The sequence below is a fragment of the Desulfitobacterium sp. genome (assembly GCF_034927245.1).
In the GTDB taxonomy this organism is placed as follows: Bacteria; Bacillota; Desulfitobacteriia; order Desulfitobacteriales; family Desulfitobacteriaceae; genus Desulfitobacterium_A.
Genome location: NZ_JAYFQK010000025.1, coordinates 12,362 through 33,345, shown reverse-complemented (window position 1 = coordinate 33,345; position 20,984 = coordinate 12,362). Strand labels below are relative to the sequence as shown.

Sequence of the window (20,984 nt, the reverse complement as noted above, 5' to 3'; positions counted from 1 at the left end):
CTATAGAAAGAGTAAAGACAAAGCTCATGATAAAAGAAAATAAACAAAGACAAAAATAAAGATAAAGAATGAAGTTCAGAAAGAAAAGAGGGATCGAGATGGAGAGTACCGCCTGGCTGATCGTAACGGTGATAACGATTTTGGCACTGTTTGTTTTTGGCTTCAAAGCCCCACAAGGGGTGTTTGCAATTTATTTGAACGGAATGTTCATTGCAACACTGCTGCTAACCCACACGGGAATTAACTTATTTGCGGGTACTTCGATCTTAATGATTTCAGGGATTACCCTTCTTTACTATCTACTGCGGGAAGTCGGAATCAGGGAATTTTGGGATCGCTTAAAAGGCTGGCTGCCCTTGCTTGTGGTGCTGATCGCGATAGATATGGTCATCGCCTTTTTGTATGGTACGCGATCTTCCTATGGAGCAATGAAAATTATACGTTTTGTCAGTATAAATGCATTTTTCTTCTTTGGGCTTATACTGTTTGCGCGTCCGGAAGAAAAGCTTTATTCTTTCCTCAAATACACTGCCTTTTTTGGCTTAGTGTATGCTCTGGCCTCCCTTGTCGGAATGCTTATGGGAGATCCCATGGCGATGTATGGGTGGAATAACCGGATTTGGTTCTCACGGTCGCTTGGGTTAACGCTGATCCTGTTTTACTTTTTCTGGGGAACGGGTGAGCAGCGGAAATATGTAAGGCTCAGCATTTTAGGGATATTTATCCTTGCTTTGATGTTTTTAAATGCCAGCCGTGGTCCGGTTATCGCACTGTTTGTTGCATTGCTGATCTTTGAGATCTTTGATGTTTCCGGTGTAAACTGGAAAAAGCGCGGTCTGCACATGCTGATTCTCACAGCCGTGTTCTATGTTATTTTCTGGAGCAACTCACCGCTGACCAAACCTCTGGCGAATGCCGCCGAACTTAATGATCAGATGATCAGTATTACGGAGAAGTTCAATTCCGATGCCGGAGGGACAGGCAACGAACGTCTGATTATCTGGAAGGATACATTAGGTATGATTCAGGAGCACCCCGTTCTTGGGATTGGGACAGGCTCCTTCCATACGATCGTTCCTTATAAACCGAATGAGCCGTATCTGTATCCTCATAATATCGTTTTAGAAGTGATGGTGGAACAAGGCATTCCCGGTGTTCTTTTGTGGCTGGGATTTGGTCTTATCACGATAACCCTAAGTATCCGCGGTATTTTGCAGAAAAGCCGAGGGCAGCGCATCTATCTGATCAGCTTGGCGATTTTAGCTTTTGGTCTGGCCAATGCAATGCTGAGCGGCAATATCCCGGATAATCCGAATATTTTTGTTGCCGCAGGTTTGGCCTGGTCAGCGCATCTGCTTGAAAGGAGAGAGACCTTCTCTTGAAAAAGGTTCTCGTTCTAGCCTACTATTATCCGCCCTATGGCGGAGGCGGGGTACAGAGGACAACCAAATATGTTAAGTACCTTCGTCAATACGGCTGGGAGCCTGTTGTGATTACGATTAACGAGGATAAAATACCGCTTTGGGATGAGTCCTTAAAGAAGGATGTCCCGGAGGGACTCGAAATTATCCGAACCGATATCCGCGGGTTGACCTTGATTGAGAATCTGCTTAAACTCCGCAAGGCGCATGCGAAAAAAGAAGTGATTGAACATCAGAATCCGCAGCCCCAGAGTCAAAAGCAGGATGGGGCGATTAAGAGCGGACTCTATCGCTTTCTCAAAAATACCTTCTTGCTGTTTTATACCTTTCTGCTGTATCCGGATGATAAAATAGGGTGGTATTCTTTTGCCAATCGTGCGGCAAGAGAGCGTTTAGCCGTAGGGGATATTGACTTGATTTATACGACTTCTGCTCCGTTTACCGCTCATCTTATCGGTTTGAAGCTTAAGCGAACAACCGGCAAGCCCTGGGTTATGGATTTAAGGGATCCTTGGGCCGGAAATAAGTATCTGCTCTTCAACCGCCTGCGTCAGCCGCTTGACCGTTTATTCGAAGGGCGGTGTGTTCGGCAAGCGGATCAAGTCATCACCGTTTCTGAACCGATAAAAGAGGATTTACTCAAAGCTTACCCGCAGGAAGCAGCGGATAAATTTTTAGTCATTCCCAATGGATATGATGCCGAGGATCTGGAGGTTCCTCCGCTTAAGCGGGAGGAGGAAGCAAAAAATCGGTTGGTATTCAGCTTCACCGGCAGCTTTTATAACGAAATTTCTCCGCGTTATTTTTTAGAAGCGATGGCTGAGCTTCTTGACGAAAAAGTGTTGCGCCGGGAAGATATTCTGGTTGAATTAACGGGGCAGTTTGGGGCGGAAAGCTTACAGCTTATTACCGCTTTTCAGCTGGCTTATCCGGAAGCTATCTCTGTATCCGGGTATGTTCCCCATCTTGAGGCAACCCAGAAAATGCGGGCTGCGGATGTGTTGCTGCTCTTTTTGAATAAAGGAGCGTCAAAAGGTGTATTAACCGGTAAACTTTTTGAGTATCTCGGTTCCGGGCAGCCGGTTCTGGCCATGGTTCCGGACGGGTTGGCAGCAGACCTTGTGAGAGAGGCTCGGGCAGGCATAGTGGCGGACCCTGAGAATATCGAAGAAATTAAAGATTCGCTGCTCAAGCTTTATCAGAAATGGAAATCAGGGCAGCTGATTTCCACCACTAGACCGGAGGTAGCGCGGCAATATAGCCGCCAAGCCCTGGCAGGAAGACTCGCAGCTGTTTATAATACTCTTATTTAAGTGCGATTCATACGGTTAATACGGTTTTTATGATACTAACGGAAAGTATAAGTTTTGGGCAGATAAACTCGAAGTGCAACTAAGCATTTCTTTATCATTTGTAATTAGAGGTATGATAGAACGTAACTAGAGGTAGGGTAGAATGTAGGAAAGGGAGGCATGCCCCATGGGAGTAGATAGTTTAAAAATGGCCGTATTGGTTTTAACTATAATCGGGATCATTGGGGTTTGGCGTTATCCTCGCTATTTTCTGCCGGCCCTGATCTTTTCTCTGCCGATGGATATTTCCCAAACGTGGTTTCCGCATCTTTCCTGGCTGGATAAACTGGGTTCCTATATTGGGGTCATCACCTTTGCACGGATTTTTTCCTTAGCGTTTATCGCTTATTATTTGGTCTGTTTGGTGCGTAACCGGCTAAGGCGTAATCAATGGGGAGGATTGTATCAGGGCTCGATCTTTGGGCAGGATGAACTAATTTGGAGAACTTCACTTTTTATAGCGTTAGTCGGTTACCTTGGCTATGGTCTTCTCTCAGCAATTTGGTCGGTTAATCCTCTTCAGTCCGTCGTCCAAAGTGTTCGCCTTGTCGTCCTTTTGTTTTTAGGTTTCGCAGCTTATACACAAATGGTCAAGGATCATTCACAATGGTTGGTTTTGCAATCTTTCAGCATCGCTTCAACGCTGCATGGGTTGGTCGGCATATTTGAAATGATCACAAACCGGTTCCTTTGGAACGGAGATATTTATCAGGCCGCGGGACGCATCAATGGAACCTTTGTTGATGCCAATATCTATGCACGTTTTCTGGTGATCGGGATTCTGGCAACCCTGATTTGGATGATTGCGCGCAGGGATCGATGGGGCAATCTCTTTGGGGCGTTAGCCTTGATGATCCAATTGATAGCCTTGGTGGGTACAGGATCACGGACGGGTTGGGTTTGTGCTCTCTTTGCCCTGCTTTTCCTAACGCTACTCGTACCCCGAAAACAGATTCTTATCGTACTGGTGGGAGGGGCAGCTGCGGCAATAGTGGCAGTTGCGATTCATCCGGAGTTTTTAGTCCGTTTGGCGGATTTGCGCAAGGGCTTAGCTGTTGCATCCTTGGAACGGCAATATTTGATTCAAGCGGGTTGGGATATGTTTATCCATCATCCGGGGTTGGGTGTCGGTCTTGGCGGGTTCGAGACGATGATGTTTACCTATTATCCCGATTTAATTCACAATAATATTAGTCTTTCACATACCGCACTCCTTACAACTGCGGCGGAATTGGGTATAATAGGAGTATTGGGGGTAGGTGCTGTCTTTGTGATCATCTACCGAGAATTAATTTTAAGCTGGAGTAAACGAAAACTCTTGGCCGGAATCTCCGGAATTCCTCAAAATTGGCTGCTCACCGTTTTTACGGTATTGTCAATTACGGTAATTTTTATAAGTGCTCAAGGTGAAGGAAGATTTTTTGAAGATCCGGCACTTTGGATTTTTGCCGGCTTATTAATGGCCTTAAGAAGAGTCGAGGAGGTGTAAACAGTGCGAGTGTGTTTCCTGGGAGATGCAGGCAGTATCCATTTGGAGCGATGGATTCAATATTTTCAAGAAGCAGGGCACCAGGTCGAAGTGATATCGTTTAGACCTTGTCCTAATCCTGAGGTAAAAGTTCACCTGCTTGCGGAGGGACGCAACGGACGACTCGACTATATCTTATCCTTGCCTAAGATTCGACGTTTGCTGGATAAGATTCAGCCGGATATTCTGCATGCGCATTATGCAACGAGTTTTGGCTTATTGGCTGTCGTAAGCGGATTTCATCCTTTAGTGGTTTCTGCTTGGGGTTCCGACGTTCTTGTCGCACCTGAAAAATCCTTGTGGCTGCGGGCGGTTGTAAAGCATGTGCTGAAGAACGCCGAGGCTTTAACCTCGGATTCGGAATATATGTCCGGCCGGATGCGGCAGCTCTTAAATGGCCAAGAGAAAATTCTCAAAACCGTGACCATGGGGGTTTCCAAGGCGTGGTTTGAAGAGCTTCCCCAGGTGAAAAAAAGACCCCAGCAGATTTTAAGTCTGCGGGGCCACCAAGAAATTTATAATATTGATGTTATCCTGAAGGCTATGAAACATGTGGCAGCGGAGGTTCCTGAAGCGAGGCTGATTATTGCCGGCGAGGGTTCAACAACGAAAGCCTTGAAATCGCTCTGTCATTCCCTTCATTTAGAGGAATGCGTGCAATTTGTGGGTCAGCTTCCCCATGCTCAAGTTCAGACCTATCTGAATGAATCCGCAATTTCCGTAAGCGTTCCCTCTTCGGATGCCACTGCTGTTTCATTATTAGAAACGATGGCCTGCGGTTCTTTTCCGGTCGTGACGGATCTCCCCGCGAACCGAGAGTGGGTTGATGATGGTGTTAATGGTTTAATTGTTCCTGCCAAAGATCCTGAAGCTTTGGCTCAGGCTTTAATTCGCAGTTTACAGGATAAAGACCTGCGTGAAGCTGCGATTCAGGTGAACCGGGACAAGATTCGAGCCAAGGCGATTTGGGAAAGCAATATGGCCGAAATGGAAGAGCTTTATCAAAATCTTCTCGGAAGAAAGTAGCAAGAAGGAGAAGAACCAGTGCGTATTTTAATGCTAACTCAGTATTTTCCCCCTGAGAAAGGCGCGGCCCAAGTCCGTCTCTTTGAGGTGGCCAAGGCACTCCGGGCTCAAGGGCATAACATAGAAGTTGTTACCGCTTTTCCGAATTACCCGAATGGGATCATTGCCCCGGAATATCGCGGGAAGTTCTTCATGAAGGATTCGCTGGAAGGAATCCCGATATACCGAACATGGATTTATCCGGTTCAGCGCGGTAAGTTCTGGAAAAGGCTGCTCAATTATTTTTCTTTTGTTTTCTCAGCATTTTTTGGGGTTTTAAAAGCAGGAAAAGCAGACTATATTTTTGTTGAATCGCCGCCGCTGTTTATTGGCTATACGATGTTTTTTGCCAAATGGGTGAAAGGCGCGAAGATCATTTTAAATGTGTCAGATCTCTGGCCGGAATCAGCCGTTTCCTTAGGTTTGGTGACCAACAAAAGATTGATCGCTTTGGCCGAGGGGTTAGAACAGCGCATGTATAAGACCTCCTGGAAGATTTCGACACAGACCACCGGTATCATCGATTCCTTAAAGGTACGGGGGATTCCGGCTGAAAAAGTTGTTTTTCTGCCTAATGGCGTTGATCCCGACCTCTTCGCACCGATTGCTCCGGATGAATTGCTTCTGGAGGACCTGCAGCTGCGCGAGAAATATGTGATCCTCTACGCCGGCACAATGGGTTATGCGCATGGTTTAGAAGTAGCTTTACAGGCCGCTCGGCTTTTAGAAAAAGATTACCCCGAAATTGTTTTTCTCCTCGTCGGGGATGGGTCTGAAAAACCGAGACTGATGGATTTGGCGCGTGAAATGAATCTTACCAATGTGCGCTGGGTGGACTTCCAGCCGATAACGGAGATGCAGCGTTATTACAGCGTTGCCCGGATCAGCCTTTCAACATTACGACGGTATAAGCTTGCGGAAGGGGTACGTCCCTCGAAGGTTTTCCCGGGACTGGCGAGCGCGAAACCTCTGATTTATGTCGGTGAAGGGGAAGGCGCTAAGGTTGTCGAAGAAAGCGGAGGCGGAGTCGTTCTTCCGCCGGAAGAACCCCGGCTTCTTGCGGAAGCGATTCTTAAACTCAAGCAGGACCCGGAGCTTTGTCAGAAGCTTGGCGAGCAAGGCCGGGACTTTGTGATCAAGCATTATTCTTGGAAATCGATCGTCAGCCATTGGCTGCAGGATTTAGGACTATAGAAAATTGCAATGGAGTCTTTACTCCATCTGAAACCTCAGCGGATATCATAGGAAAGGGGGAAACTGAATATGCCAAAGATTTGTTTGCTTGCTAATGCGGCAAGCCCGCATACGGAAAAATGGGCGTCTGCACTCGGCCGGCGCGGTTGGTCGGTTGATCTTATCAGTTTCCTGCCGGCTGAGATACCCGGGGTTAGGATTCATCTCGTGCCCGCTGTTTTCGGACAAAAAATTGATTATATTCTCCGTGTACGTTGGGTCAAAGAGAAAATCCGGGAGCTCAATCCCGATATTTTACATGCTCATTATGCGACAAGTTTTGGCTTTTTGGGCGCGATTTCCTCGGTGCATCCCTTTATCATCTCCGCTTGGGGAAGTGATATCTTTTCCTTTCCGAAGCATTCTCCTTTCCATCGGCTATTGTTGGAGCGGGTTTTGAGCACGGCAGATTATCTTTGCTCGACAAGCCATGTTATGGCCAAGGAAATGTACAGCCATATAGATATGAAAAAGAAGATTAATGTCATTCCTTTCGGCGTGGATGTCACCCAGTTTGTACCTCCGGAACAGGCTGATACCAAAGGCCGAAAGAAAGTTGTTTTTGGTGTGGCAAAATATCTTCAACCGGTATATGGCTTAGATCTATTGCTCAAGGCTTTCGCTCAATTAAATCATCTTGAGCCGGAGCGCGCACTTCTGAGAATTGCGGGAGACGGACCGGAGCGGACAAGGCTGCAAGCGCTGGCCGCACGCTTGGAAATCACCGGCCAGGTGGAATGGTTGGGCACGCTGCCCAATTCAGAGATTGCCCGCTTTTATCAGGACTTAGATGTCGTTGTGGTGCCTTCGCGTCAGGAAAGCTTCGGCGTTACTGCGGTTGAGGGTTCAGCCTGTGCCCGGCCGATCATTGCCAGCCGAGTGGGCGGACTGCCGGAAGTTGTTCTCGACGGAGAGACAGGGATCATGGTGGAGCCCGAGAATATTGGCAAGCTCATGGAAGCCATGAAACGGATGCTTGAACATCCCGAAGAGCGGGAGCGCATGGGCCGGGCAGGCCGTGAGTTTGTGCTGCGCAACTACGATTGGGAAGAGAATGTGACGGAAATGGAAGAGGTTTATCGCGAGGTGCTTCGTGAGAGCGGGGGGCGCGCAGTAAATTAACTAACGATTTGAGGATGTGAATGAGTGAATGGCTCGATGGGTTTTACTTCATTTGGAGCCGAGTTGATTTACTCCCAGTGAACAAGTCAGCAAAAGCTTGCAAAACAAAGGAAGAAGGATAATGATGATACGTAAAGTAATTTTAGACCAACTTGCTGAAATAACCGGGGTTGATGCGATCATCAAAAACCCCGATCAGGAGCTTTTCAAAAGCGGTTTATTAGATTCCTTTGGGATCATTCAATTATTTGTGGCTATCCAGGAAGAGTTAAACATAGAAATTGCCCCAACTGAGGTAACTCGTGAGGAGTGGGAGACTCCCAATAAAATTATAAGCTACCTAGAGAAGAGAGTGGGTCAATGATAAGACGGAGCCTAGGGCCGCTTGCGCTGGCTTTTTTGCTTTTCTTTTTGGCTGTTTTCTCCATAGGCCCAAGCCGTTATCTTTTAGAGAAGATCTATTTTAAACCGGGAGTAGTTCAAACAGTGGGTGCTGCCCAGGCGACAACGACTTTTCAAGGTCTGATTCTACAAGAAAAAGCCTTAGATCTTCCGGATATATTACCGGTATACGGGTCCTCGGAGTTTTCGGCAAAGTCTGAATTCCATCCTTCATCAGTGTTTGATGGCAAACCAAGTGGATTTGTTCCTTTTCTTGTAGGGCAGGGTGGAAGTCAAAGCCTGGTGCATAGCATTAATTTAGGGGCCCTGGGAGACGATCTAAAAGGTAAAAAAGTGGCCATTATTATTTCTTCTCAATGGTTTACGCCCGCGGGAATAGATAAAAACTCACTTGCCCAAAACTTTTCACCCCTTCAGACGTACCATATTCTTGCCAATGATAGCCTTTCACCTGAATTGAAACAGAAACTGGTTACACGTTTACTCCAATTTCCGGAGGTTTTCGAGCGCTATCCGATCTTGTACAAAAATTTACAGTATTATGGCACAAATGATTGGACTAAATTACCGCAAAAAGAGATTTACCAAGTAATGGGATGGTTTGGCATGAAGGGTCTTGAGGTAAGAGATACCATTAAAACGACACAATTAGTTTCTGTATATAAAGAAGATGACGTTAAACAAAATGCCGGGAGCGGTGAGCAAAGATCCTTAGATTGGGTGGAGTTAAGGGAAAAGGCGAACCAAAAAGGAGCAGGGCTGTCCACGAACAACACGATTGGAATTATGGATTCTTATTATACAACGTATGTAGGGCCTAATTTAGAGAAGTACAAAGGGGCTAAGGCAGATGAACGGCTCTACCCTTCACCTGAATATGATGATTTAGAACTGCTGATGGAGATACTAAAGGAAAAAGGAGCTAAGGCACTTTTCGTAATGGTTCCCGTCAATGGTCCTTGGTATGATTATACCGGCTTTCCCCTTCAAGAACGCCAAGATTGCTACCGGCGAGTTGCCAAAATGGTTCAAGAGAATGGATTTGAGCTTGCCGATTTTTCCGGACATGAGTACGATAAATATTTCTTGCAGGATATCATGCACCTGGGATGGAAAGGATGGGTGTACGTCGATGAGGCATTGGATAAGTTTTATCACCAAGGGGACTAAGGAGTGGAATCCTACCGTACGTTGGGTAGGACGTGCTTTTTACTACTACCTTGTTTTAATAACCTTATTCTTTATTTATTTAGTGCTCAACCAGCACAATCCGGCACCCTTCATCTATAATAACTTTTAAAAATAAGTGGTGACAATTATGTTAAGAGAAATTATTGATCAGTGGGCGGTTGAATGCCCAGAGCGTATAGCCCATCAATATCGGGAGCAGGCCTTAACTTATGCGCAGTTAAAAAGATATTCGGATACTCTGGCGGTTTGGATACTCACAAACCTAGAGCAAGAAAGGGAAGCGGATTCCCCCATCGTTGTCTATGGACATAAAGAAAGTGAAATGCTGATTTCCTTCATAGCCTGTATCAAAGCGGGACATCCTTATGTACCGGTGGACACCTCTGTGCCCCTTGAAAGAGTCCGTCAAATCATTGCTGCATCGGGAACGAAGCTTATTCTTTCCGTACAGGATGTTCCGGAGGAAATAAGGGAACAGGGACTCCGGATTAAAAAGATTTCAAGGCAGGATTTAGACGCTGATGAGCAAAACCCAATTCCTCCACTGGATTGTCAGGTGAAGGAAGAGGAAGTCTACTATATTATCTATACCTCCGGAAGTACGGGAACCCCGAAGGGAGTTCAAATTACACTTGGTGCCCTGGAGAGCTATCTAAAGTGGGTCAAGACCTCCTATAAACCCATTCTCAAGCAAGAAGTTTTTCTGAATCAAGCTCCGTTTTCCTTCGATTTATCGGTCATGGATTTATACATGTCGTTAAGTACAGGGGGTACCTTGTGGAGCATCGATAAAGCACAAATTGCTAATTTAAGAGAAGCCTTTGCGTCATTTGCACGTTCGGGAACAACATTTTGGGTTTCAACTCCTTCGTTTGCCGAGATTTGTCTCATGGATAAAAGCTTTAACGCAGCACTATTGCCTAAGCTTAAGCACTTTCTCTTTTGTGGGGAGGTTTTGCTTCACGATACAGCGACGAAACTTCTTGAGCGATTTCCGGAATCAAAGGTGGAGAATCTCTACGGACCGACGGAAGCTACTGTGGCGGTAACGACAATGACCATTACTCCGGAGATTTTAGCGGAGTATAATCCGTTGCCGGTAGGTAAGGCCAAATCGGATGCCCAGGTTCTTATCTGTGATTCGGATATTCTTACGCAAGCGATTGAGCAAGCTCCCCAGGGTATTTTAACGGCTGCACCTCAAAGATTAGCTCCGGGTGAACGGGGAGAGATTGTTATCGCCGGGCCGAATGTGAGTATCGGCTATCAGAATAATCCGAAGCAAACCCAAAAAGCCTTCTTCTCATGGAAGGATAAAGCGGGCAAGCTTTGGCGTGCTTACCGAACCGGGGATGCCGGGGTATTTAAGGGAGACTATCTCTTTTTCTTCGGACGACTGGATTTCCAGGTAAAACTTCACGGTTATCGTATTGAACTGGGAGATATCGAGGAGAATCTCCGAAAAGTTCCGGGAGTCGAAAATGCCGTAGTTCTTCCGGTTGAGAAAAAGGGTAAAGTCGATCACCTTCAGGCCTTTGTTTTGCCGACTGAAACCGTGGTCGATGAATTTAAGTCAATGCAGACGATAAAAGAAGCCCTTCGTCAAAACCTTCCGGATTATATGATCCCGCGACGGTTTACTTTTGTGTCGGTAATGCCGATGACCCCGAATGGTAAAGTGGATCGGCGAGCTCTGCAGGGAGGGATTCGATGACTCCTTACGGGAATTTTACCTTCTTCTTTCTCTTGGCCTTGACCTTAATCCCTGCAATCGTGTTTGGATTTCTCGGGGTTTCCGGACGAATCCGGGCAGGCTGGCTTCTTCTGACAACGCTGTTTATGCTCTGGGTTATTTACAGACCGATCTCTGTCCTCGTTCAAGTGGGATGTTTTTTCCTTGGGGAATATATCCTGATTCGGGCCTTCTTGGCTTTTAAGCAAAGTGGCAAGGGCAAAGATGCGAAAATACTTCAGCGCGTTTATATCCTGACCGTTCTCGCCAGTATCTTTCCACTCGCTTTAGTCAAACTAAGCCCTATTTTTCAGGCAACAGGATTATGGCTGACTCCGCTTGGATTTTTAGGAATTTCCTATCTAACCTTCCGGACGACAGGGACGGTCATAGAGATTCGGGACGGACTTATTAAGCGGATCAATACTTTGGACTTTTTTCTTTATGTTCTCTTCTTCCCGACATTAGCCTCCGGCCCTATCGACCGATATCGCCGGTTCCTTGGGGACTTAGAGAATCCGGCTTCAGGGGAGGAATATTCCCGTTTCCTCAGTGAAGGCATTCATCTGATTTTCAGAGGTTTGCTCTATAAATTCATCTTTGCCTATCTCATCAATAAGTACGCCTTAGTGCCCTTGGGCGGAGAGTCGGGGTTCATGGCGACATTTAAGTATATGTATGCCTATAGCTTTTACTTGTTCTTTGACTTTGCGGGGTATAGCGCTTTTGCGATCGGTACAGGTTATCTATTAGGAATTAAGGTTCCGCCTAACTTTAATAAACCTTTCCTCGCCAAGAATATTAAAGATTTTTGGAATCGTTGGCATATGTCTTTGTCCTTTTGGTTCCGCGATTATATCTACATGCGTTTTGTCCTCGATTCGGCGAAGAAAAAGCGCTTTAAGAATCGTTATACCTCCGCTTATCTCGGTTATCTTCTTTTGTTTGGGATTATGGGAATCTGGCATGGAACCCAGCTTCAATATATTACCTATGGTCTTTATCATGCAGCCATGATGATCGGCTATGACTGGTTAGAACGTAAGAACAAGAAGAAACATTTCTGGGGTGAGGGACGAGCTTGGGATGTTTTAGCGATTGGAATTACGGCCCATTTTGTGTTTTTCGGTTTCCTTATCTTTTCAGGGCGAATTATCTAGACCAATGTGGCATTATATATATTCTGATACGTATAAAGAAAACAGGGATGTGTTGATATGAGCCGGAGCACGGCGGCAGAAAAAGTGGCTAAGGAATCTCTTCATAATAAACCCATCGACTATCCGCGGTGGCAGCTGGCAGCGAAGCGGGGCTTGGATCTGCTGGCAGCGATTATCCTGCTGGTGTTAATCTCCCCGTTATGGCTCTTAATCGCCCTCTGGATTCGGATCGATTCGCCGGGGCCTGTCGTTTTCAAACAAATTCGGGTGGGCCTGCATGGTGAGCCATATACCATATATAAGTTTCGGACGATGTTTTCGAATGCCGATGAATTGATGAAGGCAAAATTAGCTGAAGTTAAGGATTTGGAGAGCTTTGTTTTTCAGGACAAGGATGACCCGCGGATTACGCCAAGCGGCCGCTTTTTGCGGAAGTTCAGTCTGGATGAGCTGCCACAGCTTTTAAACATTTTGCTGGGGAATATGAGCCTTGTCGGCCCTCGACCGGAAGTACCGGAACTGGTTAAGCTTTATACCCCGGAGCAGCGGAAGCGCTTGGAAGTAATGCCGGGAGTGACGGGACTGGCACAGGTGAACGGCCGCAGCGAATTGACAGTCGGGGAAACGATGGCCTATGATCTGGAATATGTACGACGCTGGAGCTTTTGGCTGGATCTGAGGATTCTGGTTAAGACCTTTTTCGTTGTTTTGACAGGCAAGGGAGCTTACTGATGCGATTTATTAAGTCAACAGCCATTACGGTAATCAGCAATGGACTCATTTTTCTTATCTCTATGTTATCCGCAGTGGTTCTTTCACGTTTGCTGGGACCCTCCGGACGGGGCGTCGTCGATGTTGCCAACAATTTTTTAAGCTTTGCGATCCTCATCTTTGGGTGGGGCTTATCCTTGGCGAATGTCTATATCGTCGGGCGGGAGCGGGAAAAGATATCCGAAGTTCTGGGGAATAACCTTCTTTTGACGATACCGACGCTTTTACTGATGATTCCGTTTTATTTTTTAAACGAGCATTTCCAGTTTCAGTTCCTCAGAGGGATCAGTTCGGCACAATTTATCCTTGTTCTCTTAAGCATCCCAGCGATGAATTTTAAACAGGGAATGCTGAATATTGTCCTTGGTTTGCAGGATATGGCGGAATACAATCGCATCAATGTCTTAGATCGCCTAACGGGGCTTTTCCTGCTGGCGTTTTTTCTGTGGGTAAAGCCCAATCCTACGGCGGCTATTTTGTCCACGCTGATTGCGGCTCTGAGCATTGGTTTTTGGGCGGTCTATCGGATTAGAAGCCGTTATGCGGCTAAGTTCAAAGTTGATTTTAGGGTCATTAAAGATCTTCTGAGTTATGGAGTACAGTCGATTATCGGCAATACCATACAGAAGCTGAATTATCGTTTGGATATCTTTATCGTCAATTACTATCTGCCCCTGACTGCCGTCGGCGTATATGGAGTAGCGGTCACCCTGGCGGAAACCCTCTGGGGACTTTCCGGAAGCATAGCGACGGTTATTCTTCCCCGGGCGGCAGCCTCGGGGGAAAGCCGGGAGATGCACGAATTTACGAACCGGGTTACGCGGATCAGTCTGACCATCATTACGACCATTTCCCTGTGCCTTGCTCTCGTGAGCAAACCCCTCATTTACCTGATGTTTGGAGCGGATTTTTTAGCGGCGGTTTCAGCCCTCCTATGGCTCCTTCCGGGGGTGGCGATCTTCTCGGTGTCCAATATTCTGGCAAATTACTTAGCCGGGGCGGGGCAGCTGATCAAAAATACATATTCGGCGATCGTTTCCAGTGTCGTCACGATTACCCTGGATCTCCTTCTGATTCCGATGTTGGGGATTAACGGAGCCTCGATTGCGACGAGTATTTCCTACACTTGCTTCACACTCATGACCCTCTTTTTCTACACTCGCTTTACGCAAAGTCGTTGGCAAGACGTACTTCTCTTGAAAAAAGGGGATATTGAGCTGATCCGGGGAGTCATCGGGAAAGGATTACAAGGGCTTAATAATAAACGCCGCTGAAAAAGAAAACAATAGACTAATGACGAAAAAGACAGGAAAATCGCAGATAATAGCGAACATTTTAGATGATGCAATCCGGGAAGAATGAATTAGGTATCGTGATTTTCCGCAGGTCGTAAATTTGGGGTGGAGAGGATGGTCGAAGTTGAGAAAGCAATGGAATCCAACCTTGGTTTGGTGGGTACGTATATTTTACTACTACTTTATTTTGATGGCCTTATTCTTTCTCTATTTTATTCAGAAAGAACATACGCCTGCACCGTATATCTATAATGCTTTTTAGGCGGAGGCTGTTCTAATGCGTTTTAAGCTTTTTTGCAAAACTCCTTTTTTGGCTTTTTTGATAGCGGTGGCTCTTTTTTTAGGAACAATCTATAGCTTACCTTCTATCAGTGAATTCTGTTTCAATACTTTCGTCGCCAAGCCCGGAACTGTTGCGGCGATGGGGATTAACCCGCATCCTTATACCTTTCAAGGCTTATTGCTGCAAAAAAAGGCGCTCGAGGATCCACGGATTTTGCCGCTCTACGGATCATCGGAAATGTCCATGATCTATGATTATCATCCGTCTAAAGTTTTAACGCCGGAAACGGGAGTTACCCCTTTACTCGTAGGCAAGGGAGGGACTCAGACGATCATTCAGATGTTAAATATAGCGGCCTTGGGTAATGATATAAGCGGCAAGAAGTTCGCCATTTTCGTCACTCCTCAATGGTATGGAGTAAGCGGCATCAATGAGGACACCTTTGCCGGGAATTTTTCCGCACTTCATGTTTATACGATTTTAAAAGATCGGACGCTTTCACCAAGCCTCAAAAATAACATCGCCGGGCGCCTCCTCCAGTTCACCAAGGCATATCAGGATTACCCTTATTTAAAGAAAATGCTCGTTTTACAGGGACAATCCGATTGGAATTCACGGATCACGCGGCTTTTTTATGCTGTTCCTGCCCAAATGGAATATGCAGCTGTTGTTCTGCAGGATTTACGGCATACCATTTATCGGATTAGTCTGCTTCCCGCGGATACGATTGCAAGTTATGCAAATGTCCCTTCGACTTCAGCCACAGAACCCCAGTGGGATCAAATGAGGCTCAAAGCTATCGAACTGGCGAAATTAAAATCGAACAATAACCCATTTGAAATGGATAACGATTATTTCACAACCAATATCCTCCCGAACCTTCAGAAGCGCAAGGAAGCCGATAAAGATACGCAATATACTTCTTCACAGGAGTATGGGGACTTACAGCTTTTGATGGAGGTTTTAAAGGAAGAGGGTGCCCAGCCCTTGTTCGTGATTCTGCCAATGAATGGCCGGTGGGTGGACTTCACCGGGATTCGTGCCGAGAAACGCCAAGCCTGTTATCAGAAGCTCGCTCAGATGATACAGGCGGAAGGCTTTGCCCTAGCTGATTTCTCATCTCATGAGTATGATGATTATTATCTTCGGGATCCTTGGCATCCGTCGTGGGAAGGCTGGGTCGATATCGATAAGGCGCTTTATCAGTATTACTTTTCTTCGTAAATAAGAAAGCTGTTTATTGGGTCGTGTAGCTTCTCGCATAGCTGTTCGCTCAGGCGCTTCGGGGCTAGCACACTTGCTTCCATGGGAGCTACGCCAAACCTCTGGGCAATACCTGATGTGAACCACTGGCTCCGCAACCCCATGGAAGCGTCGTGTGCTTAAACGCCCCTTCGCGAATCGTTCACTTCTATGCGAGAAGCTACGCTAATGGGTTATTTTAGCATGCTATTGGGTCATTTTAAGCATAAAAAAACGAAGGTTGTTCATTATGAACGGCCTTCGTCTTTTATCTTAACCTAAATTATCTTAAATATTGTTTTACCCTGTTTTACCTTACATGTTGCTGCCAGAGCGGGAAGATTTCTTTTGCCGTGTCATTATTGACCCAGAAGAGGGACCAGGCGGCTGCTCCGCCAAGGTTATAATTATTGACCAATTCGAGCTTCGCATTCAAGCTCGCGATATCGTCATAATAAACCTTGTGCGGGATTTTGTTTTCATCGGTATAGGAAAAAGTGGGGATTCCGATCGGGTCATCGGCTGATGTTTCGCGGCTGGGAGTTGCGCCGTATTTGGACATTAGGTTGCGGGCGGCACCGAGACTGACTGATGTTCGATTATACGTAGAATTATCGCTCGAACTCCAATCACGGCCATAGTAAGGCATGCCGAGCAGGACCTTGTTCATATTCACACCTTGGCTCTGGGTAAAGTTTAAGACCTTTTTCACCCAACTGAGCGGAGCGATCGGACCTGGGGCAGCCATGCTGTAGTCATAGGTCATGATATTCAGATAATCGACGGTTTCTGAAAGTGCTTTGTAATCGTATTCTTGGTTCCAGTCGGTGGCCGAGGTACGTGCGTTAACCGCTTGGACGACGAGTTTATTTTGGGGATGAAGGGAAGCATAGAGTTCCTTCATGAACTGCGTGAGGTTTGCTCCGGAATCATCGCTGATAAATTCGAAGTCAATGATGACGCCATCGGCACCGGTGGTTTGAAGCATCGCGTTAATGTTTTGAATGAGGTTTTGACGAGCTGAGGGATTCGCCAGGATATAATCTAAAGTGGCTTGGCCTTTATTATTGAAGTCGGCTGTAATGCTGGGTAAGACCTTTAGCCCTCGGGCATGAGCCGCGTTGACGGTAAGGGAAGCATAAAATTCATTGGCCTTTGCCCAGGGGCCGCTGAATGATCCGTCGGCAGTGGTTTGTCCGTCGGGAATGAGATTCATGCGATACCAGTTCGGAGCGAGCCAGTCAACGGTATCAGTGGCATTTCCGGGGATGCTGTTGATTTCTGCCACATAATTATCGTAAAGATTTTTGGCGGGATCAGTACCGGTGCCATAGGCTTGAAGGTACTGCAAAGAAATTCGGGATTGCTGTGAGCCCGTGCGGATAAGGTTTTCGATACCATAAGGAATCACACCTACTCCTCCTAAAAGCGTAAAGGATGATCCGTCAGTACGACGAACCCCGAGATAACCGGTTGTTCCGGAACTGAGATCTTTCGCGCTTTTCGGGACAAGGACAATCGGATTGCCTTGTTTGGCTGCCAGAACTGCGCCGGCCAAAGCATCGGGGAAATCTTCCCCTGTGGCCACATAGATATTGGAACGGTCATAATTCAGGGTATTCAGGACATCAAGGTTTGTTGCATAGCGGTCTAATCCGGACATGCGGGTTACGCTGATTCCCTGAGCCTTTAAAGCGTTTTCTACGGAAGGCTCAATGACCCCTTCGCCGCCAATGAGAGCCACATTTGTGACACCCAGAGCCTTTAAGGTGTTAAGGGTCACTTCCGGTACCGTTTTTTGTTCGGTTAAAAGGAGCGGGATGCCTTTATTGGCGGCATAAGAAGAAATGCTTAACGCATCGGCAAAGGAATTTCCCGAGGCGAGATAGGCTTGAGAAGCTTGGGGTACAGCTTTCTGGGCGATAGCGGCTGCCGTTTGATAGCGATCATCGCCGCTTAAGCGCTCCACCGTAAGATTTTGGGCTTTAAGAGATGCTTCTACTCCGGAAGAAACTGCACCTGTTCCTCCGAGGATATAGACCTTTCCTGCTCCGAGGCGTTTGATCTCATCAAGAACACCCGCCGAAAGAGAAGCGGAATCGGTTAAGAGAAGCGGACCTTGAACTTGTGAACTATGGGCAAGGATGGCACCGGCCAAGGCATCCGGATAATCATCACCGCGGGCGAGAACAACAGCCGGCGCTTGAGCCCAACCTGTTTTGGAAATTTCGAGCGCTGTTTCAAAGCGCGTACCGCCGGCAATGCGTGCCGTTTGTGAAGTGACGGATTCGGCTTGGACATTGGGGACGACGGGATTTGAGAAAAAAAGAGTAAAAGCGGCAAGCGAAGTCGCTAAGGCCACAGCCACTTTCTTTTGAAAATTCGGTTTTAATTTTAACACGGCAGTATCATCAGCTCCTTAATTTTTTTATACCTAAACTTTAATATTCGCGATAAAGAAACGATTTCCTGTGTTGAAAAGGAAAAAACGGGTTTAGCGGCGAATTCAAGAACAATATCAAAAACTTATATATTCAGATAGTAGAGAAAAATAGGCAGGATAGGGTAAGGAGCAAGGTATTGTGTTAAAAACAAAAACTCAATTTAGACTAAAACAAGCCATAAGTATTATCTTAGCAACGGCACTTTTTCTCGGGTCCGGTTGGGCCTCGGCTCCCATACCCTCTTTTGCACAGGATAAGGCAGCGGTGACAGCGGTCAATAATATGCCGGTTGAGTTAAACTCTTCCGATATAAGCTCTCAAGGAAGGCTTGTCGTAAAGTTAAGTCCGGGCATTTCACCGGAGGCAGTCGCCCAAAGCGTTCAAGCTGAGCTCGTCCGGAAAGGCCCATTACAATTTATCACGCTTGCCTTGGAGTTCGGTCGTATGGATGAAGTCATGAATAAATTGAAGGATTTTCCCGGCGTGTTGAGTGTCAGTCCCGCTCAGAAGATGAAAATTTCAGCGTCAGCCGCAGCAGCAGCCCCGGCAGCAGACACAACAATTCAAGATCCCTACTATGCAAGACAATGGGGATTAACGCAAATCGAGGTTCCCCAGGCTTGGGCTCTGGGAGCAACGGGAAAGGGCATTACCGTTGCTGTTGTGGATACGGGCGTAGATAGTGAACACGTGGATCTTCGGGGCAATATCGTATCGGGTTATAATGCGATTACCGGGCGAAGCGGATTAAGTGCGACTCTGGATAATAACGGACATGGTACACATGTTGCCGGGATTATTGCCGCACAGCTGAACGGAACGGGGATCGTCGGCGTGGCACCCCAAGCGAAAATCATGCCGATCAAAGCCGTGGACAGTACCGGGGAAGGAACAGATGATGTCATTGCTGACGGAATTGTTTGGGCAGCGAATCACGGAGCACAGATCATTAACCTGAGTTTAGGTGCGGATAGCGAGGAAGCCATTCTTAAAGAAGCGGTTCGCTACGCGCTCGATCAAGGCTGCTTAATCGTCGCTGCCGGCGGGAATAAAGACGAGGAAAACCGGTTGACAACCCTGACTTATCCGGCCGCAGATCCCGAGGTTTTAGCGGTAACCGCAACCGACGAACAAGACCGGTTGGCTTCTTTCTCTCTGACGGGCCCCGGTGCGTGTTTGGCCGCGCCCGGGACAAATATTGTCAGTGACTATTGGCAAAAGGGCGCAGCAGGTTATGCCGTCTCTGATGGAACTTCAATGGCATCACCCTTTGTCGCGGGTACGGCAGCATTGGTTTGGAGTCAACATCCGGACTTTTCAGCGAGCAAGGTCCGTCAGATTCTTGAGGATTCATCATTGGATTTGGGAACGACCGGCCGGGATGACACGTATGGTTATGGCCGTGTTAATGCGTATTGGGCTGTACGGTTTGCGGCTGAACCGGAATCTTTTTCCGCATCAGCCAATGTGACTTGGGCAGGAGGGATTCTTAAGAACAGCTCATCTCAGACTTCCGTTCAATTAGAGATTCCTCCGCGGGCCTTGGGTTCAGATCCATCGAAAACTCCCCTTTTTAAGTTGAGCACACCGACAGTGACGGCCAATTTACCTGCCGGAGTCAAACCCATCGGTGAGCCTATAAGCATTGAGAGGGAGGATACAGCTCCCGTTAAGAAGCTCCTACAGCTTTCGATGACCCCTGTAAGCTACGCTGCCGACTCGAACCGACTCCAATATATCTATCGCTGGACAGGTTCACGCTGGCTCAAAGTCGGAGGTGGAATGACTTCGGGGACAGTCACCGTGGGAATCACGGAGCAGGGCATTTATCAAATGGGTTCAGCGGCAATGCCTGAGGAGAGCCGTCTAGCCGGCGAGGACCGACTGGACACAGCGGTTCAGATCTCTCAAGCGGGATTCCCGGATGGTGCGGATACCGTACTCTTGGCGAAGGCCGAAGATTTCCCGGACGCTTTGGCGGGTGTGCCCCTGGCCTATAAATTGCACGCCCCCATTCTTTTGACGAATTCGGCAAGTTTATCCGCGAACGTGTTAACAGAAATCCAGCGTCTGCAGCCTAAGCAGGTTATTCTTCTCGGGGGAACCGGGGCTATTTCCGGCAGCATCGAGCAGGAATTGCAAAATATCTACAGCGTCAGGCGTTTAGGCGGGGCCAATCGCTATGATACGGCCCGGCAAATTGCGCTTGCTATGGGCATGACCGGGGAAGCCGTTCTCGTCAATGGAAGCAATTTTCCGGATGCGCTTGCCATGTCTTCCATTGCGGCACAATATGGCGTGCCAATCTTACTCACGGCTGCTAATGTCCTTCCCGCTGAGACAAATGAAGTTTTAGGGCAATCCGCAATGACCGCAACAGTTGTCATCGGCGGAGAAGGTGTTGTTTCTTCTGACACGATGCGGAATCTCCCTAATCCGACCCGATTATCCGGCCAAGATCGCTACGCAACTGCTGCCGAAGTGCTGAAAGTTTTTCCGCCGCGAGGAGGGGCTGCTTTTCTGGCAACAGGCGAGAATTTCCCCGATGCTTTGACAGGGGGCGTTTTAGCGTCATTGAATAGCAGCAATCTCATTTTGGTGTCTTCGGCAGGAATGAGAGCGGAGGAACAGACAGTATTGCAGGGTTGGAGCGGCAAAAAGGTATTTGCCTTCGGGGGCAGCAGTATAGTTTCGGATTCGATCATGACTCAAGTTCAAACAATGCTGCAGTAATTACCACAAT

The 20,984-nt window shown here is 47.2% G+C and carries 17 protein-coding genes; 16 read left to right on the top strand and 1 reads right to left on the bottom strand.

What is annotated here, in order from left to right; translation table 11 throughout:
- The first annotated feature begins 98 nt into the window (after positions 1–98).
- The 15 genes from VB077_RS07490 (at position 99) to dltD (VB077_RS07430) (ending at position 15,779) form a co-directional block, all read left to right on the top strand.
- Complete coding sequence (locus VB077_RS07490) at positions 99–1,382, top strand: O-antigen ligase family protein (RefSeq protein ID WP_323414601.1); 1,284 nt, start codon at positions 99–101, stop codon at positions 1,380–1,382.
- Entirely contained in the window at positions 1,379–2,734 is a 1,356-nt protein-coding gene (locus VB077_RS07485; RefSeq protein WP_323414600.1) for a glycosyltransferase family 4 protein, read from the top strand. The genes VB077_RS07490 and VB077_RS07485 overlap by 4 nt, the downstream gene beginning before the upstream one ends.
- Before the next feature lie 166 nt (positions 2,735–2,900).
- Positions 2,901–4,262, top strand: coding sequence for an O-antigen ligase family protein (locus VB077_RS07480; RefSeq protein ID WP_323414599.1), 1,362 nt, complete (start codon positions 2,901–2,903; stop codon positions 4,260–4,262).
- Between the two features lie 3 nt (positions 4,263–4,265).
- Positions 4,266–5,327 carry a glycosyltransferase gene (locus VB077_RS07475; RefSeq protein ID WP_323414598.1) on the top strand — a complete coding sequence of 354 codons (1,062 nt, stop codon included), beginning with the start codon at positions 4,266–4,268 and terminating at the stop codon, positions 5,325–5,327.
- Between the two features lie 18 nt (positions 5,328–5,345).
- Complete coding sequence (locus tag VB077_RS07470; protein ID WP_323414597.1) at positions 5,346–6,560, top strand: glycosyltransferase family 4 protein; 1,215 nt, start codon at positions 5,346–5,348, stop codon at positions 6,558–6,560.
- A 69-nt stretch (positions 6,561–6,629) separates the two neighbouring features.
- Entirely contained in the window at positions 6,630–7,721 is a 1,092-nt protein-coding gene (locus tag VB077_RS07465) for a glycosyltransferase (protein ID WP_323414596.1), read from the top strand.
- Positions 7,722–7,842: 121 nt separating this feature from the next.
- Positions 7,843–8,085 (top strand): D-alanine--poly(phosphoribitol) ligase subunit DltC, encoded by a 243-nt coding sequence (dltC, locus tag VB077_RS07460; protein ID WP_416337043.1) that lies wholly within the window; start codon positions 7,843–7,845, stop codon positions 8,083–8,085.
- Entirely contained in the window at positions 8,082–9,293 is a 1,212-nt protein-coding gene (gene dltD / locus VB077_RS07455; RefSeq protein ID WP_323414595.1) for a D-alanyl-lipoteichoic acid biosynthesis protein DltD, read from the top strand. The genes dltC and dltD (VB077_RS07455) overlap by 4 nt, the downstream gene beginning before the upstream one ends.
- On the top strand, positions 9,190–9,423 hold the full coding sequence (locus VB077_RS16590; protein WP_416337042.1) for a teichoic acid D-Ala incorporation-associated protein DltX: 234 nt from the start codon (positions 9,190–9,192) through the stop codon (positions 9,421–9,423). Before dltD (VB077_RS07455) ends, VB077_RS16590 begins: the two co-directional genes overlap by 104 nt.
- An 18-nt stretch (positions 9,424–9,441) precedes the next feature.
- A complete protein-coding gene (gene dltA, locus VB077_RS07450) occupies positions 9,442–11,028 on the top strand; it encodes a D-alanine--poly(phosphoribitol) ligase subunit DltA (protein ID WP_323414594.1) in 1,587 nt (528 codons plus the stop codon).
- The gene (gene dltB / locus VB077_RS07445) at positions 11,025–12,206 is read left to right on the top strand and encodes a D-alanyl-lipoteichoic acid biosynthesis protein DltB (RefSeq protein WP_323414593.1); all 1,182 of its coding nucleotides are present in this window, start codon (positions 11,025–11,027) and stop codon (positions 12,204–12,206) included. The genes dltA and dltB overlap by 4 nt, the downstream gene beginning before the upstream one ends.
- A gap of 135 nt (positions 12,207–12,341) precedes the next feature.
- Positions 12,342–12,938 carry a sugar transferase gene (locus VB077_RS07440; RefSeq protein WP_323414632.1) on the top strand — a complete coding sequence of 199 codons (597 nt, stop codon included), beginning with the start codon at positions 12,342–12,344 and terminating at the stop codon, positions 12,936–12,938.
- On the top strand, positions 12,938–14,251 hold the full coding sequence (locus tag VB077_RS07435; RefSeq protein WP_323414592.1) for a flippase: 1,314 nt from the start codon (positions 12,938–12,940) through the stop codon (positions 14,249–14,251). The genes VB077_RS07440 and VB077_RS07435 overlap by 1 nt, the downstream gene beginning before the upstream one ends.
- Before the next feature lie 121 nt (positions 14,252–14,372).
- Entirely contained in the window at positions 14,373–14,534 is a 162-nt protein-coding gene (dltX, locus tag VB077_RS16585) for a teichoic acid D-Ala incorporation-associated protein DltX (protein ID WP_416337041.1), read from the top strand.
- 15 nt (positions 14,535–14,549) lie between these two features.
- Positions 14,550–15,779, top strand: a complete 1,230-nt coding sequence (dltD, locus tag VB077_RS07430) for a D-alanyl-lipoteichoic acid biosynthesis protein DltD (protein ID WP_323414591.1) — start codon at positions 14,550–14,552, stop codon at positions 15,777–15,779.
- Positions 15,780–16,107: 328 nt separating this feature from the next.
- Here dltD (VB077_RS07430) and VB077_RS07425 read toward each other — a convergent pair whose 3' ends face one another.
- Positions 16,108–18,198, bottom strand: a complete 2,091-nt coding sequence (locus VB077_RS07425; protein ID WP_323414590.1) for a cell wall-binding repeat-containing protein — start codon at positions 18,196–18,198, stop codon at positions 16,108–16,110.
- Between the two features lie 181 nt (positions 18,199–18,379).
- Here VB077_RS07425 and VB077_RS07420 point away from each other — a divergent pair, with 181 nt between their 5' ends.
- Complete coding sequence (locus VB077_RS07420; RefSeq protein WP_323414589.1) at positions 18,380–20,974, top strand: S8 family serine peptidase; 2,595 nt, start codon at positions 18,380–18,382, stop codon at positions 20,972–20,974.
- Positions 20,975–20,984 lie beyond the last annotated feature (10 nt).